Source organism: Maritalea mobilis (genome assembly GCF_019800885.1).
Classification (GTDB): Bacteria; Pseudomonadota; Alphaproteobacteria; order Rhodobacterales; family Rhodobacteraceae; genus Roseibacterium; species Roseibacterium beibuensis.
The window spans coordinates 109,929-124,367 of record NZ_JAHVKE010000001.1 but is presented as its reverse complement, the minus strand read 5'-3'; the positions used below and the strand labels follow the sequence as shown (position 1 = coordinate 124,367).

The 14,439-nt window shown below is 69.5% G+C and carries 17 protein-coding genes; all 17 read right to left on the bottom strand.

The features are described from left to right. Positions 1-57: 57 nt before the first annotated feature. A complete protein-coding gene (cysE, locus tag KUV65_RS00625; protein WP_222186924.1) occupies positions 58-876 on the bottom strand; it encodes a serine O-acetyltransferase in 819 nt (272 codons plus the stop codon). A gap of 205 nt (positions 877-1,081) precedes the next feature. Then, a complete protein-coding gene (locus KUV65_RS00620) occupies positions 1,082-1,792 on the bottom strand; it encodes a DUF2793 domain-containing protein (RefSeq protein ID WP_222186923.1) in 711 nt (236 codons plus the stop codon). After that, positions 1,785-6,095 carry a baseplate multidomain protein megatron gene (locus tag KUV65_RS00615; RefSeq protein ID WP_222186922.1) on the bottom strand — a complete coding sequence of 1,437 codons (4,311 nt, stop codon included), beginning with the start codon at positions 6,093-6,095 and terminating at the stop codon, positions 1,785-1,787. Before KUV65_RS00615 ends, KUV65_RS00620 begins: the two co-directional genes overlap by 8 nt. Positions 6,096-6,098: 3 nt before the next feature. After that, positions 6,099-6,539 carry an NlpC/P60 family protein gene (locus KUV65_RS00610; RefSeq protein WP_222186921.1) on the bottom strand — a complete coding sequence of 147 codons (441 nt, stop codon included), beginning with the start codon at positions 6,537-6,539 and terminating at the stop codon, positions 6,099-6,101. Next, complete coding sequence (locus KUV65_RS00605; protein ID WP_222186920.1) at positions 6,536-7,423, bottom strand: DUF2163 domain-containing protein; 888 nt, start codon at positions 7,421-7,423, stop codon at positions 6,536-6,538. Before KUV65_RS00605 ends, KUV65_RS00610 begins: the two co-directional genes overlap by 4 nt. Next, positions 7,420-8,052 carry a DUF2460 domain-containing protein gene (locus tag KUV65_RS00600; protein ID WP_222186919.1) on the bottom strand — a complete coding sequence of 211 codons (633 nt, stop codon included), beginning with the start codon at positions 8,050-8,052 and terminating at the stop codon, positions 7,420-7,422. The genes KUV65_RS00605 and KUV65_RS00600 overlap by 4 nt, the downstream gene beginning before the upstream one ends. A 15-nt stretch (positions 8,053-8,067) precedes the next feature. Further along, positions 8,068-8,733 (bottom strand): phage tail tape measure protein, encoded by a 666-nt coding sequence (locus KUV65_RS00595; RefSeq protein WP_261331556.1) that lies wholly within the window; start codon positions 8,731-8,733, stop codon positions 8,068-8,070. Further along, entirely contained in the window at positions 8,717-8,944 is a 228-nt protein-coding gene (locus KUV65_RS00590; protein WP_222186918.1) for a rcc01693 family protein, read from the bottom strand. Before KUV65_RS00590 ends, KUV65_RS00595 begins: the two co-directional genes overlap by 17 nt. Then, positions 8,941-9,255, bottom strand: a complete 315-nt coding sequence (locus KUV65_RS00585) for a gene transfer agent family protein (RefSeq protein ID WP_222186917.1) — start codon at positions 9,253-9,255, stop codon at positions 8,941-8,943. The genes KUV65_RS00590 and KUV65_RS00585 overlap by 4 nt, the downstream gene beginning before the upstream one ends. Positions 9,256-9,266: 11 nt before the next feature. After that, complete coding sequence (locus KUV65_RS00580; RefSeq protein WP_222186916.1) at positions 9,267-9,680, bottom strand: phage major tail protein, TP901-1 family; 414 nt, start codon at positions 9,678-9,680, stop codon at positions 9,267-9,269. 46 nt (positions 9,681-9,726) lie between these two features. After that, positions 9,727-10,131 carry a DUF3168 domain-containing protein gene (locus tag KUV65_RS00575; protein WP_222186915.1) on the bottom strand — a complete coding sequence of 135 codons (405 nt, stop codon included), beginning with the start codon at positions 10,129-10,131 and terminating at the stop codon, positions 9,727-9,729. After that, positions 10,128-10,457, bottom strand: coding sequence for a phage head closure protein (locus tag KUV65_RS00570; RefSeq protein ID WP_222186914.1), 330 nt, complete (start codon positions 10,455-10,457; stop codon positions 10,128-10,130). The genes KUV65_RS00575 and KUV65_RS00570 overlap by 4 nt, the downstream gene beginning before the upstream one ends. Then, entirely contained in the window at positions 10,454-11,050 is a 597-nt protein-coding gene (locus tag KUV65_RS00565; RefSeq protein WP_222186913.1) for a head-tail connector protein, read from the bottom strand. Before KUV65_RS00565 ends, KUV65_RS00570 begins: the two co-directional genes overlap by 4 nt. A gap of 215 nt (positions 11,051-11,265) precedes the next feature. Continuing rightward, on the bottom strand, positions 11,266-12,435 hold the full coding sequence (locus tag KUV65_RS00560; RefSeq protein WP_222186912.1) for a phage major capsid protein: 1,170 nt from the start codon (positions 12,433-12,435) through the stop codon (positions 11,266-11,268). A 25-nt stretch (positions 12,436-12,460) separates the two neighbouring features. Further along, the gene (locus tag KUV65_RS00555; protein ID WP_222186911.1) at positions 12,461-13,021 is read right to left on the bottom strand and encodes an HK97 family phage prohead protease; all 561 of its coding nucleotides are present in this window, start codon (positions 13,019-13,021) and stop codon (positions 12,461-12,463) included. 9 nt (positions 13,022-13,030) lie between these two features. Then, complete coding sequence (locus KUV65_RS00550; RefSeq protein WP_025312495.1) at positions 13,031-13,279, bottom strand: GTA head formation protein, RCAP_rcc01685 family; 249 nt, start codon at positions 13,277-13,279, stop codon at positions 13,031-13,033. Further along, positions 13,276-14,439 (bottom strand): phage portal protein, encoded by a 1,164-nt coding sequence (locus KUV65_RS00545; RefSeq protein ID WP_222186910.1) that lies wholly within the window; start codon positions 14,437-14,439, stop codon positions 13,276-13,278. The genes KUV65_RS00550 and KUV65_RS00545 overlap by 4 nt, the downstream gene beginning before the upstream one ends.

Genomic DNA, 14,439 nt, shown 5'->3' with positions numbered 1-14,439 from the left:
CCCCGCAGCTTTTTTATTCCAGGTCAGATGCTTGCGCGGCGACGCTCGGGCATCGCCTCAACTCTTCTTCGCCCCTCCGGCAAAGAGATGATCCATGTTCAACGACGGCTGATCGCAGCCCGCCTCGCCCACGATCCTGGCTGGAACGCCCGCCACCGTGGTGCAGGGCGGCACCTCGTGCAACACCACCGACCCGGCGGCCACGCGGCTGCAATGACCCACGTGGATATTGCCCAGAACCTTCGCACCCGCCCCGATCAGAACGCCATCGCCGATCTTGGGGTGGCGGTCTTCCTCTTCCTTTCCGGTCCCGCCCAGCGTCACGGAATGCAGCATCGAGACATTGTCGCCCACCACGGCCGTTTCACCGATGACGATGGAATGGGCATGGTCGATCATGATGCCCTTGCCGACCCGCGCGGCCGGGTGGATGTCGACCGAAAAGATCTCGGACATGCGCATCTGGATGAAATAGGCCATGTCCGCGCGCCCCTGCCGCCACAGCCAATTGGCCACGCGATAGGCCTGCACGGCCTGGAACCCTTTGAAGAACAACAAGGGCTGGATGTAACGGTGGCAGGCCGGGTCGCGGTCGTAGACGGCGGTGATATCCGCCCGCGCCGCCTGCCCAAGGCTGGGGTCGGCCGCGTAGGCGTCGTCCGCGATCTCGCGCAACAACTGCTCCGACATGTCGCCCGAGGCCAGCTTCTGCGCGAGGCGATAGGCCAGGGCGTCCTCGAGGCTTGCGTGATGCAGGATGCAGGCATGCACCAACCCGCCCAGAAGCGGCTCGGCCGCGATCGCGGCCTCGGCTTCGTCGGTGATCCGGCGCCAGACCGGGTCGAGTTCCATCGGGTGGCTGCGTGTCCGGGCCATGGTGCCCTCCTGTCATTCTCGCGCCCGACGCCATATAGCGCATCCCCGCTCTGCGGTCCAAGGTTGAATGGACAGAATGACGCAGAGGTGACCCGCCCTCTTCATCTTGGCTGAAAAACTCCCGCCGGAGGCATAAGCACCGCAAGGGGCTCGATGCCCCTTGCGGTGCTTCCCCCGGACGACGCGTGATACGCGGCGCAATCCCTCAGACCGGGTCCGGCAGCGACAATTCCGCGAAATGGGCCACCAGCCGCAGGGTGCCGCCCGTGAACTCGCCGCCCGTGGCGGTGATCTCCAATGCCGCGGGCGCCCAATAGACCTGCGGCGCGCCGGGTCCGTTGACCCACGAGTTCTGCGCCAATCCCAGCCCCGAGCCATAGCGCGCCAGGTCGCCCGCCACGCCGAGCGTCCAACTCGTCGCCGTCCCGGCGATCTCGGCCACGACCCGCCCGGTGACGCCGAAGGCAATGGCGCGGGCCGGGAAGGCGATGGGCGTCGTGACGGACGCCCCGGGCGTCAGCGCCACCTCCATCTCCACCGCCCGCATCGCCAGCGCCGCCCCCCCGGGCGAAAGCGTCAGCGCCCCCATCCGCCAGCCCGCCCCGTCGAACATCGCGGGTTCGCCCGCATCCAGCACCATCGCGCGCCAGCCCCGCCGGGCCGGTGCAAAGACCCAGCCGCCGCCCAGCGCGATGGCCACCGTCCCCGCCTGCCCGGCCCAGTCGTTCACCGCACCAACCGGCACGCCATAGCATGTCCCTTCGGGCGCCGAGGCCGGCGGCGTCACCTCGCTGACCGAGGCCAGCACCAGCTGCGTCAGCCCGTCCAGACGGCCCAGCGCCTCGTTCACGGTCACATGTTTCTGCGCCTGCGCGGGCGCCAGCATCGGAAGGCTCAGGTTGGGCGTGTCAGTCATTGATCTCGATCCTTGCAAACGGGCCCGGTCCGAACCGGTCGGAGACCTGGGCAACCTCGATGGAATAGGCGGGCGCGGTGCCATCGGCCCCGCGCATCGCGTCGGTATAGGTGAAGGCGCGGCTGCCCAGCGTCGCCTCACGGCGCAGCCCCCCGGCATCCACGATCCGCACCAGGTACATCTCGCTCGCCTCGCCCAGCGGCACGTCCAGCCCTTCCCAGCTGTCGGCGTCGATGCGCGAGCGGCGGATCCACGTGACCTCGCGCGCGGCCCCCACCCGCCGACTGCGCAGATGCGCGGGGCTGTAGGGTCTGAGGCCCACGCCCTCGAAGGCCAGCACCTTCTCGGTATAGCTGGCATCGTCGAGCGCGCGGCGCGCCGGCCCCACGCGCCAGTAGCGCGCCAGCCCACGGGCCGAGGCGGGCAGATCGACCTGCCCCACCGCCCCGTCGAGCAGGACGAAAAGGCTCCCCTCCGGCCAGATCGGGGGCATGTCGGCATCTGTGCCCTGCTGACCGCGCAGGCGCAGCCCGATCTCCCACAACTCGGGGCCGACCAGCGTCGCGTCGCGGAACTGGATCACCTCCCAGCCCGCGCCGTCCCCCGCCCCGATCGCGGCGAGGTTCGCGCCGTTGAGCACCGCCTCCGCCTCGGCCGAGGACAGCGCGCCGGTGGCGATCCGCACGCGCACCGCGCCCGAGCGGTCCCAGATGCCGGGTTTCACCGCGAAAAGCGGGGTCTCCAGCGTGCCCGCAACCGCCCCCTGTTCGACCAGCTTGTTCAACTCGAACCCGTCCGGGCCGGGCGCAGCGTAAACCGCCGCCGACCCGGGCCAGGGATCGGCCGCGACCGCGATATGGGGCGCGTGCGCGACCTCGTCGCCGGTCAAGTGCGGCAGGTCGAGGAAGATGGAGGAAACCGGCAGCGGCGGCACGAACAGTGATTGGCTGATCGCCTCTTCGACCTCGTCGGAGGGGTCGGTCGTCGTCGGTTCCACCCGCACGGCCTCGATCTGCCGCAGCGCCCCCGCCTCGACCCGGTCGATGCGCCATGTGCTGCCGTCCTCCAGCGCCACCATGTCGCCCGCGCCGAGCGACCGGCGCGAGGGCGGCAGCGCCAGTTTCACCACGTCGCGTGCCACCCGCGCCTCGGCCAGCCAGCGTTCGGCGATGGCCTGCCCCTCGGGGCCGGTCAGCGCCATGGGCAGGTTGGAGTCGTTGACCACGTCCGCCCCGTCGCCGGGATGCACGGCCTCGGAGACGCGTGCCTCGTAAGCCGCCTCGGCCTCGGTATAGCCGATGCGCAGGCGGCCCAAGGTCTCGGCCTCGGGGGCACGGATGCGGGTAAGCCCGCTTTTTCCGTCCTCGTCGATGGCGGTGCTCTCCCCCTCGATCACCGCGGCGGGGCGCGATGGCAGGGGCAGGAAAACCAGCTTGCCCTCCCGCTCCACCGCGTGGAAGCCGTGCGCCAGCATCAGCGATTGCAGCCGCGCGCGGGCCGGTTCGGTTTCCCCCGACAGGTGCCCGCGGACAAGGCCATGCAGGCGCGAGACGTCATAGTCCTCGGCCCCCAGCCCGGCGCTTTCGCAGATCTCGGCCACCACCAGGTCCAGCGGCGCGGCATCGAGCCGCCCGGTCAGCCAATGACCCCGGCGCCAGTTCTCGCCATCCGACCAGCGCGCGCGGTCGTTCGGGAAGGCCGGCCAGGGTCTCGCGTCCCAGGCCCAGGCATGGGCATGGTCCATCTCCAGCATCGGGCCGCCATAGATCTCGGAGACCGGATTGGTCGCCAGATCGTCCCAGTAGGACAGGACCGCACGCAGGTATTGCGCCTGCATCAGATCATCCCGCCGCCCGTTGGAGTGGCGCGGCATCGCGCTTTCGGCGCTCTTGGCGTCGAGAAAGGCGTTGGGCTGGTTCGCACCCTTGTCGATGGCCGCGCAGCCGAACTCGGTGAAACGGATGGGTTTCGAGCGCGGCACCCAGGGGGTCGAGGACGCATCGCTGATGAGCGCGACATCCGCGATCAGCAACGCTTCGGCATCGGTTCCGGGCGCGCGCATGTCGACCGGGTAGAGGTTGACCGTGTCGCGATCCGGCCGAAAGGTAAGCTGAACCTCCTGCCACGTGCCGTCGGCGGTAAAGAGCTGCCGGTGATGGGCGCCGTCGAAATAGTTCAGGCTCGCGGTTTCCGGCGCCCCCGAGGCCGACTTGACCAGCAGGCGGAAGGTATAGAGCGCCCCGGGAACGACATCGAGATTGGCGTAGCAGTAGGACGCGCCGGACAGGCCGAAGACGCGCGAGGCAAAGCGTCCGGCATCGTTGACGGCGACGCGATCCTCAATGCCCATGGCGGTTGCGCGAAAGGTGTCCGACAGGGCGTCGCCCGCGTCGAGGATGTCGCCCTCGACACCGCGACGGCGGTCGTAGTGGCGCTGCTCCCACCAATCGCGCAATGCCTTGACCCGGAACACCCAATCCTTGCCGAAAAGCCCATCGGTGATCGGCACCCGGCGCTGCGCGGCGCGGGCCTCGGCGCTCGGGTAGTACCAGTCGCCGCCCTCGCCGCCCTCGATATTGGCGCGCAGGTAGGCAAGGTCGTGGATCGTGTTCCACTCGGCCGCATCGGCATGGTCGTGCCCGTCGCGCCAGTCGGCCACGGGCATGTAATTGTCGATCCCGATGAAATCGATGTTCTCGTCCGCCCAGAGCGGATCGAGATGGAAATACACGTCGCCCGAGCCGTCCTGCGGGTGGTAGCCGAAATATTCCGACCAATCGGCGGCATAGGTCAGCCTGGCCTCTGGCAGAAGCGTGCGCACCTCGGCGGCAAGATCGCGGAGCCGGTCCACCGCCGGAAAGCCCAGGGCGTCGCGCATCTGGGTCAGGCTGCGCATCTCGGAACCGATGCAGAAGGCCTCGACGCCGCCCGCCGCCGCACAGAGCGCGGCGCAGTGCAGGATGAAGCGCGAATAGGACCATTCGTCAGGGCCGTGATAAGCGACCCTGCCCTCGGTCACCGTGAAATCGGCAGCCGTGACCGTGCCGAAGAAGAACGCGGTGGCGACGGCGTTGGCGGCGGTGCCATCGGGGCCGCCCGGCTGGCCGGGGGCAAGATCGCCGGTGATGCGCCCGCGCCACGGCAGATGCGCCTGCTCGGCCCCGCCCCACGGGTCGGGCATGCCGTTGCCTTCGAGGATTTCCATCAGCAGGAAGGGGTAGAACATCACCTCCTGCCCGCCGTCGCGAACGGCGGTGATGGCCTCGATCACGCTTTCATCCGCGGGCGTGCCGCCGTAGATCGGCCGCCCCTCGGCGTCGCGGGCGATCTCTTCGGCTTGCCTGCGCTCCAGCGAACCGACGGTCCAGGGATGTTTCTTCGTCTTGCGGTCGCGGTCCTCGGCCTTGGGTTTCACCGTGCAGGCCCCCGCGCGCAGGTCGTCGCCGAACCACGAATAGATCAGCGAGACCGATGTGAGGTTGGGCAGCGTGTCGCGCAGCGTGGCCAGCGATTGCGAAAAATCCGACAAGCCGCCCTCGGCTGAGACATTGGCCGCCCCGCCCGACCCGAGCGCGCCGTCATAGGCGACGCGGCTGGTGGAGAGCGCGTATTCCCCCGTGCCCGGCATCATCGCCACGGCCCGGATCATCTCGGCGGCTTGCGGGGTGTGGGGGGCCTCGACCCGCGGGTTGCGCACCACCTCGAAGGCGAATTGCGGCACGCGGTTGCCATAGGGCGAGAGGTCCAGGTCCTCGAACACGACATAGGCGATGCCGCGATAGGCCGGCACCTCGCCCGCGCCTTCGACCGCCTCGATCAGCGGGTCGGGCAGCTGGTCCTCGCCGCCCTTGTGCAGGCGCATGGTGACGGTCTCGCGGTCGATCTCGACCCCGTCGGCCCAGATCCGGCCCACGCGCGCGATCTCGCCCTCGCAGAGCGCGACGGCAAGGCTGACGGAATAGGAATAGCGGACGGTCTTGGGCTGCGGGGCCGCGCCCTTGCTGCCGCCCGATTTCTTGCGGTGCTCGACGAATTGCGTGGCCCAGATCACCTGACCGCCTAGGCGCATCCGCCCGAAAAGCCGCGCGACGGGCGCGCCCTCGCCCGCGCCGGTGATGCGAAAGCGCTCGACGCGGCCCTGTTCGATCGCCTCGGAGCCCGCGCCCATCAGGCGTTGGTCGATCACGCGGCCGATCGTGGCGCCAACGGCGCGGCCCAGAACCGCGCCCGTCAGGCCGAAGACCGAGGCCTGCGTCATGCCGCCAAGGGCCGCGCCCGCCGCCGAGAGGAGGAGTGTCGCCATGTCTCAGATCCTTTCAGGAAAGGCGAAGCGCGCCACGACGCGCCGCGCCCAGGGGCCGGTCAGGCGCGTCTCGACGACGCCATGGCCCGACCAGGCGTGGATGAAGCTGGCCCGGCCCGGTGCGGCCTCGGCCTGAACGCCCATGTGTTTCGCGACGCAGCCCGCCCGCATCCGGAACAGGAGCACGTCGCCGGGTGCGGCCTCGGCCGCGGGTTTCTCGGTCATGTGCCGCCGCGCGGCCTGCCAGAGCCGTTCCTCGCGGCCTGCCTCGGACCAGTCTTGCGTGTAACCGGGCACCGGTTCGGGCAGCGCGCCGAAGCGGTCGCGCCAAAGCCCGAGGATCAGGCCCAGGCAATCCGTCCCCGCCCCCCGGCACGAGGCCTGGTGCAGGTAGGGCGTGCCCAGCCAGCCGCGCGCGGCGGTGACGATCTCGGGCGCGCTCATCTGCGAGAGCCGCCGAAACTGTCGGAGCGCCGCGAGGGGTGCGCGGCCATCCAATCCTCGCCGGGAATGTCGGGAAAGCCGCGGAAATTCAGCAAGTTCGCGAATTTCAGCTTGCAGGTCTCCATCCGCTTGTCGCAGCCGGCGCTCAGACGCAGGGGCGTGCCCGGTGTCACCTCGGCGCGCAGGCTGTCCCAAAGTTCCACCCGGCGGTTCCCGTCTTCGTCCAGCCGATCCCGCTTGATCGCCCCGCCAAGGCCCGCGCCGGGGCCGTCCTGAACGCGCAGAAGGCCCCGTTCGAACCAACGCGGCTCGAAGGGCAGCGCGCCGTCGAAGGTGAAGACGCGCGCGTTCTCGACGGCGATGGGCGCGGCCTCGGTCCCGTAGCCGGGGGTGGACAGGTCGAAGCGGCAGGCCGCGTCGCCCAGAACGGCGGAACAGGCGCGCTGGTAGACGCGCCCCTGCGGCCGGTTCAGCGCCTCGGACAGGCCCCGCAACTCGGCGGTGAAGGCACCCTCGCCCCGGCTGATCTCGCCCAGCGTGCCACGAAATGTCAGCGCGCGGTTCTCGGGCGCGGCCCATTGTACCAGCCACGCCTCGATCCGCGCGCCGTCGAAGCGGCCCGCCTTGATGTCCTCTTCGGTGACGGCGGCATCCGACAGCGCGCCGACGGCCTCGGTATTGTCGACCGCAAGGCCCGTGGTCTGGCTCAGCGCCGCCGCCGACAGGCCCGTGCCCGCGCGAAAGGTGACCCCGTCGAAGCTCAGGTCGCGGTCATGGTCGGTGAAGCCGTAGCTGACGCCATCGGCGCGGGTCAGCTTCCAGCAGCGCGCGACGCCGGTCGTGCCGGTCGCCAGATGCGCGTCGAGCCCCTCGACCCCGCTCATAGCCGGATCTCCACCACGGGCACGCTCAAGGCCTCGCCCGCCTGGAAGGAGGCGACGCTGGCCTGGATCGTGTCGGTGTCGAAGCGCACGGGCACGTCGAATTCGAAGCCAGCCGTCACCTCTTCGCCGGCCTCGGGGGCGTCGGCGAAGGTGAGGATCCCTGCCGCGTGATCGACGGTGTAATGGACGCCCTGCACCAGTTCCTCGGCCGAGACACCGGCAAGCACCGTGCCTTGCACCGGCTTGGCGATGGGGCGGTCATAATGGATGTCGCCCGATGCATAGCGTTTCGACAGGGGAAAGGTCGTCGTCACCCCGTCGCCCGTGCCGATCCGCTGGTCGCGGAAGGCCGGCGTTTCCGAGGGCAGGCAGGATTTGAAATCCGACCAATCCTTCCAGCGGAACCCGTAAAGCTGCCCGCGCCGCGCCTCGAAAAACGCGATCAGCCGCGCGATATCGTCGAGCGAGCGCATCGCCACGCCCGCGTCATAGCGGCGGCGCGACTGCGCCCAGGGGGTGTTGCGTTCCTCGAACCCGTTGGTCAGCGTCACCACCTCGGTGCGCCGCTCGGGCCCGCCGACCGAGCCGAAGCTCAGGTTGGCGGGAAAGCGAACCTCGTGAAATCCCATGTTTCCTGGCCTTTCTCAGCGATTGCGCTGGCCACGCGCCAGCGCGCGGCCCATCTCGGCGGCGATCTGGCTCTGGCTGCGGCGGAAGCCCTGCACATCGGGCGTGGTGATGTTCATGGTGACGGAAACGGCCCCGCCGCCACCCGCCGCCTGCACGCCGAGCCGCCCGTCCGGGCCGCGCGTCAGCGGCATGATCGCCTCGGGTCCGGCCTCGCCCATAAGGCCCAGGCCGCCACGCATGGCGAAGGGCGTCGGCCCGCTGACCACGCCGCCGCGCGCAAAGGGCGTGACGCGACCGCCGGAAAAGGCGCCGCCTTTCTCGAAGGGCAGGATCGAGGACATCAACCCGTTGATCCCGTTGGAAATCACCCCGCCGATCGCGGTCTGAACCGGGCGCATCGCGGCGTTGTAGGCGGCGTCGATCATGCTGGTCGCGACGGTGCGCAGCGCGTCCGACAGGCGCATCCCGTCGAACACCAGCCCGTCGAAGGCGCGCCGCAGCCCGCCGCCGATGGCGCGGCTCATGCTCTGCACCTCGCGGTTGGTGTAGAGCATCGCGCCCTGCATCCCCTCCAGCTCCGCCTGGAAGGCCGCGGCGATGGAGGTCGCGCCGGACAGCGTCGTCTCCAACTCCGCGATCTGCGCCTCGAACCCGTCGAGGTCGTCACTCATGTCGGCCATCGGCCCTCTCCTTTTCGGTTGGCTGGTCGGGGAAGCGCGCCAGCAGCGCGTCCAGCGTGTCGCGGCGCATCGGCGCGGCGCCGGTCCCCTCGCCCAGCATCAGAAGCAGTTCCGCGGGGGTCAGCGCCCAGAACTCGGCCGGGCGCAGGCCGAGGCCCTGGATGCCCGCCCGCATCAGGGCGGGCCAGTCGAAGCCGGCCCGCGCCCTCATTCCGCCCCCCGGAAGGCCAGCGCCAGAAGCCGCGCGGCGACCCGCGCAGCCTCGATCACGCCGCCTTCGATCTCGGCATGGGCGAGGTCACGCAGATCGCCCTGCCAGCCGCCGCCGCGCAGCCCCGCGCAGATCAGCGCAAGGACATCGCCCGCGCGCGGTCCCTCGCCCTCGAAGCGTTCGACCAGCGCCGGCAGGCTGCCCGCGCCAAGACGGTCCTCCAACTCGGCCAGCGCGCCGAGGGTCAGGCGCGCAACATGGCGCTGGCCGTCGATGACCAGCGCGACCTCACCGGCATGGGGGTTGGCCATGGTCCCGCGCCTCAGATCGCGGTGAAGGTCAGCGCGCCGGCCGAGGCCATGGCCATCTCGTAGCTGGCCTCGCCGTCATGCGACCCGGCATATTCGATCGAGGTGATCTGGAACGGCCCCTCGATGATGCCGAAATCGGGGATGACGACCTGGAAATCGGGCAATTCGCCCGACCAGAAGATCGCCCGCGCGCGTTCGTCCGTCGTCGCGTCGCGAAACACGCCCGAGCCCGAGATCGCCGCCGTACGGACACCCGCGCCGGACAGCAACTCGCGCCAGCCGCCGGTGGATTCCAGGCTGGTCACATCCACCGTTTCGGCGTTGAAGCTGAGCCGCGTGGCGCGCAGCCCGGCGATGGTCTCGAACTGGCCCGAGCCGTCCATGTCGACCTTGACCAGCAGATCCTTGCCGCTTTGAGCAGTCATATCTTTCTCCAATTTTGAAAATGGGTTGTAATGCGTTCTTCAAGCATCACGCGAGGTCGATTCTGGCGCGAAACCAGATCTCGATCTCGCGCCGTTCGCCCGAGTGGCGGGCCCGCGCCCGCAGGAAATCGAGGCTGACGAGATGCCCGCGCGAAAGGCTCAACGCGGCCCCGTCCAGCGCGTCGGAAATCGCCACGGCAAGCGTCTTGGCGGTGGCGAAGCCCGCCCCGTCGGTGATGACCGAAACGGGCAGATCGTGGACCGCCCCGGCCCCGGTCTTGTCGGCCCGCGCCCGCGCGCGTTCGGGCCCGAGGCTCACGTAGAGCGAGGGCACGGGACCGGGCGGCAGCGCGTCATGGATCGCGCCGTTCGACAGCGCGACGACGGTCGGATCGCCCGAAAGCGCGGTGAAAATGGCCGTTTGAAGGGCCTCGCTGGCGGCATAGCTCATGCGCCCGTCTCCTCCTTGGCGAAACACAAAAGGTGGCGGCCCGTGGCGTCGGCCTCGGTCACCGCCTCGATGCGGAAGATCCGCGCGCCCTCGCGAAAGCGCATCTCTGCCGTGGGGCGCGACGGCGCGCCGGGCGGGGCTGCGCGAATGGTGATCTTCAACGCCAGTTCCGAGGCCGCGTCGGCCTCGCGCCCGGCGCCGCGGGGCACGACCTCGGCCCAGAGCTTGCCAAGCGCCGCCCAGCTTTCGGTGAAACCGCCCGCGCCGTCGGGCACCCGGTTGGGCGCCTCCAGCGTCAGGCGGCGCGACAGGACAGGCGCGCTCATGCCCCCGCCCCCCGCAGCCGGACCGAGCGATGCGGCTCGATCAGGACGGAGACGGCAAAGGGGATGCCCGCGTCGGTGTTGATGTTCTGGCCATAGAACTCGCCCGCCAGCAGGATCAGCGCCTGCATCAGGTCGGCGGGCATAAGCGGCCAGTCATCGGCGTAACCGGCCATGAACTCGATCTCGGCCGACCCACCCAGCGAGATCGTGGGCAGGCGCGCGGCCGTCGCGGTCAGTTGCGGGCGGTGCGCGTCCTCGACAAGGTGATAGGCGGCGGGGTCGACCACCGTCTCGGACCCGTTGCGCCCGACCAGCCGCACCTCCTCGATGGAGGAGACGGGCGCGATCGGCAGCCGGTGCAGCCCGTCCTCGGACCAATGCATCACGGTCAGGAGAAAGCGACGGGAAAACAGTGCCTTGCCGGTGCGCGCCTCGATGGCCGAGGCCGCCGCGCGCAGGCAGCTTTCCAGCCGCGCATCCTGGTCCGCGTCATCGGTGAAGCCGCGTGAAAGGCGCAGGTGATCTGCCAGGGCGGCAATGGGTAGGATGCCACTTTGCACCGTGGTCAGTTCGACCATCATCATGGGAATCATCTCCGGGATATCCTGCTCGGGGCCATGGGGCGCCGGGAATTGGTGTTGTTATGCGGGGACTTGGCCTCGCGATGCGGGGATCGTCTTGGGGTGACGGCGACGGCGTGCGCTGCTCATGCGGGGAGACGCGCAGCTGGATCGCCCCCCGTCGCCGCCGTCCCCGCCCCGGCCGGAAATGGCGCGGGGCGAGGAACCTTGGGGGCAAGCCCGAGGGGTTACGACGCGCCGAACTTCATCAGCTTGATCGCGGCAAAGTCGGTCACGTCGCCGCCGACACGCTTGGTGGCGTAGAACAGGACATGCGGCTTGGCCGAGAACGGGTCGCGCAGCACGCGCAGGTCGGGGCGTTCGGCGATGGTGTAGCCCGCGCCGAAATCACCGAAGGCGATGGCGGTGGCGTCGGACGCGATATCGGGCATGTCCTCGGCGATCAGCACCGGGTAGCCCATCAGCCGGGCCGGTTCGCCCTGCGCGAGGCCGTCGGACCACAGGAAGCGGCCGTCGGCATCCTTCATCTTGCGCACGGCGCCTGCGGTCTTGGAATTCATCACGAAGCTCGCATTGGCGCGGTAGCGGGCCCCGAGCGCATAGACCAGATCGACGATCGCATCCGCGGGGTTGGTGGCGTCGAAATCGCCGTCCGTGCCGGTCGCGACATAGCCAAGGCTGCCCCAGGCCCAGCTGGCATTGGCGACCATCGGGTGGGTCAGAAGGCCGGTGGGCTTGCCCGAGCCGTTGCCGTTGATGAAGGCGTCGGCCTCGGCGCGGGCGAACTTGTCGGCGATGCGGGCGGCGAGCCAGCCCTCGATGTCGAAGGCCGCATCGTCCAGCAGGCGCTGGCTGGCCTTGGGAAGCGCCGAAAGCTCGTGCAGCGGGATCGAGATGCGCTCGATCTGCGGCGTGCCGGTCTCGCCCGTGGCGGTGGCCTCGTCGGCCCAGCCGGCCCCGGCCTCGGTGGTGTCGATCAGCACGTCGAAGCTGCTGGCCTCGACGGCCACGACATTGGCGATGGCGCGCAGGCTGGAGGCCGAGCGCAGGACCGACTGGATCGTTTCGGCCGTCTGCGGGTCGACGAGGTAGCCGCCCTCGGCATTGACGGCGGTGTTCATCGACTTGCCCTCAAGCTCGAGGCCGCGCAGCGCGTCATCTTCGCCGCAGCGCAGGTAGGTCGACAGCGCCTTCTTGTGCGGCGCGCCGGTGTCGATCTCGGTGGCCAACGCGGGGCGGGCATGGCTCATGGTCTTGGTGGTCAGCATGGAAATCCGCTCTTCCTGTTTTTGAAGCTTCACTTGCATTTCATCTTGAAACTGGCTGATTTCATTCATGAAACCGGCAATCGCCGATTTCACCTCAGCCAGCGAGGCCGAAGGTTCCGTCTCGGTCATCACGAACACCTCTCTTACGGTGGGATCAGCGGGCCGTACGCGCCGCCAGTTTGCGGCGGGCGTCCTCGAACACCGTCGCCAGGTCACGCAGGTCGCTGGCCTTGGCGGCGGGCGCCGTGGCCGCGGCAACCCGCGCCTCGGGGAGCATGGGGAAGGTCACGAGCGACACCTCCCACAGCTCCACTTCCGACAGGAGACGCTGCCCCTTGTCGTTCTTGTGGGCGCGCACCGTGCGATAGCCGATGCTCAGCCCGTCAATCGCGCCTGCCTCGATCAGGGCCGCGGCCTCGCGGGCGCGGGCGACGTCATCCAGCAGGCGGCCCGTCACGAACAGGCCCTTGGCGTCCTCGGCGACCGTGTCCCAGATGCCGATGGGTTCGCGCGGGTCATGCTGCCAGAGCATCTTGACCCGGCGATCGGCGCTCAGGCTGCGGGCGTAGGCGCCGGGCTCCACCACGTCGCCGCCCTGGTCCGCCGCCCCGAAAAGCGAGGCGTAGCCTTCGATCCGCACGCCGTCCTTCAGGGTCAGATCCGCGTCGAAGCGGCAGAACTTGGTCTCAAGCCCTGTTTCGAAAAGTCCATTCATTTCCGTCTCCTATCCGCCGACATTGAGGTTCAGCAGGTGGTTGATGCCCTGGGCGAGGATCACGCTGACGACGCCGAACACCGCCAGCCAGAGCCGCTTTTCCAGCCGCTCCAGCGCGGTTTCGATGCCCTGAAGGCGAAAGCTCAGCGCCTGCCAGCGTTCTTCCAGAACCCGTTCATTCGCCTCGATCCGGGCGTTGGCGGCGTCGAAAGGCGCGTAGAGATAGCGCGAGCCGCCCGTCGCCTCGCGGCCACTCATGCCTCCTCCGGGCGCTCGGGCAGGCCGAGCATGCGGCGTTTCTCTCCCTCCGTCAGGAAATCGGCCTCGGCCACGCGGCGCCATTGCGCCTCGCGCTCGACCGAGAGCGCCGGGACCTGGTCGAGGTCGGGCTTGAGGTCGATCGGCTCGCCCCCCAGCCCCGAAAGCCAGAAGGACAGCGTCGCCAGCACCTTCTGCGCCAAGGGCAGCACCGTGAGGCGGTAGAAGGCGCGGTTGGCCTCGGCGTAATTGGCGTAGGTCGCATCGCCGGGGATGCCGAGTAGCATGGGCGGCACGCCGAAGGCCAGCGCGATGTCGCGGGCGGCGGCCTCTTTCGTTTTCTGGAACTCCATGTCCGAGGGGCTGAACCCCATCGGCTTCCAATCCAGCCCCCCCTCCAGCAGCATCGGACGGCCCGCGTTGCGCGCGCCCTGGTGGTGGCTTTCCAACTCCATCTGCAGGCGGTCGAACTGGTCCTGCGTCATCGACCCGGCCCCATCCACGCCGCGATAGACGATGGCGCCCGAGGGGCGGGCAGCGTTGTCGAGCAGCGCCTTGGACCAGCGCGCGGCGGCGTTGTGGACGTCGATGGCGGTGGCGGCGGCCTGGATCGGGGCGAGACCGTAATGGTCGTCCTGCGGGTGGAAGCCCTTGATATGGCAGATCACCTCGGGCGCGTAGCGGTGCTTGCGGCTGCCGACGGTGTAATCATAGGCCATGGGCCAGCCATCGGCGCCGGGGACCAGCGCCATGCGGTCCGAGCGCAGGACATGCAGCTCGACCGGCCAGCCGGGTTCGGGCGTGACGGCCTCAATGTAGGCGTTGCCCGACAGCATCAGTTGGGCGAAGGCGGCCTCGAGCAACTCGGCCCGGCCCTGGCCCGCATTGGGCCGCGCGATGAGGCCCAGCGCGGGGTGGGTGTCGTAGCGGCGCATGCTGTCCTGCGCCACGATGGGCAGGGCAGCGGCAGCCTCGGCGATCAGGCGGACGGCGCGGTAGCCGACCGGGTTGCCGAGAAAGCCGTTCTTCGTCAGCGAAACCGTGTCGCGCGGGGACCAGGCGACGCGGCCCGCGCTGCCCCAGACGGCGACGCGCGCGCTGGCCGAGGCCTTGCGCTCGGGCGTCTGGGGTTCGTTTTTCCTCAGGAAATCCAAAACCAT

Bases quoted from the DNA above. Each gene is read 5' to 3' on its own strand.
- KUV65_RS00605 (WP_222186920.1), bottom strand. From the start codon at position 7,423: ATGAGCGGGGTCGAGGGGCTCGACGCGCATCTGGCGACCGGCACGACC.
- KUV65_RS00545 (WP_222186910.1), bottom strand. From the start codon at position 14,439: ATGGTTTTGGATTTCCTGAGGAAAAACGAACCCCAGACGCCCGAGCGC.
- cysE (WP_222186924.1), bottom strand. From the start codon at position 876: ATGGCCCGGACACGCAGCCACCCGATGGAACTCGACCCGGTCTGGCGC.
- KUV65_RS00600 (WP_222186919.1), bottom strand. From the start codon at position 8,052: ATGGGATTTCACGAGGTTCGCTTTCCCGCCAACCTGAGCTTCGGCTCG.
- KUV65_RS00565 (WP_222186913.1), bottom strand. From the start codon at position 11,050: ATGATTCCCATGATGATGGTCGAACTGACCACGGTGCAAAGTGGCATC.
- KUV65_RS00560 (WP_222186912.1), bottom strand. From the start codon at position 12,435: ATGACCGAGACGGAACCTTCGGCCTCGCTGGCTGAGGTGAAATCGGCG.
- KUV65_RS00550 (WP_025312495.1), bottom strand. From the start codon at position 13,279: ATGAGTGGCCGCGAGGCGACGGGCGGCTCGCGCTATCTCTACGCGCCT.
- KUV65_RS00610 (WP_222186921.1), bottom strand. From the start codon at position 6,539: ATGAGCGCGCCCGAGATCGTCACCGCCGCGCGCGGCTGGCTGGGCACG.
- KUV65_RS00585 (WP_222186917.1), bottom strand. From the start codon at position 9,255: ATGGCCAACCCCCATGCCGGTGAGGTCGCGCTGGTCATCGACGGCCAG.
- KUV65_RS00620 (WP_222186923.1), bottom strand. From the start codon at position 1,792: ATGACTGACACGCCCAACCTGAGCCTTCCGATGCTGGCGCCCGCGCAG.
- KUV65_RS00595 (WP_261331556.1), bottom strand. From the start codon at position 8,733: ATGGCCGACATGAGTGACGACCTCGACGGGTTCGAGGCGCAGATCGCG.
- KUV65_RS00570 (WP_222186914.1), bottom strand. From the start codon at position 10,457: ATGAGCGCGCCTGTCCTGTCGCGCCGCCTGACGCTGGAGGCGCCCAAC.
- KUV65_RS00580 (WP_222186916.1), bottom strand. From the start codon at position 9,680: ATGACTGCTCAAAGCGGCAAGGATCTGCTGGTCAAGGTCGACATGGAC.
- KUV65_RS00555 (WP_222186911.1), bottom strand. From the start codon at position 13,021: ATGAATGGACTTTTCGAAACAGGGCTTGAGACCAAGTTCTGCCGCTTC.
- KUV65_RS00575 (WP_222186915.1), bottom strand. From the start codon at position 10,131: ATGAGCTATGCCGCCAGCGAGGCCCTTCAAACGGCCATTTTCACCGCG.
- KUV65_RS00615 (WP_222186922.1), bottom strand. From the start codon at position 6,095: ATGGCGACACTCCTCCTCTCGGCGGCGGGCGCGGCCCTTGGCGGCATG.
- KUV65_RS00590 (WP_222186918.1), bottom strand. From the start codon at position 8,944: ATGAGGGCGCGGGCCGGCTTCGACTGGCCCGCCCTGATGCGGGCGGGC.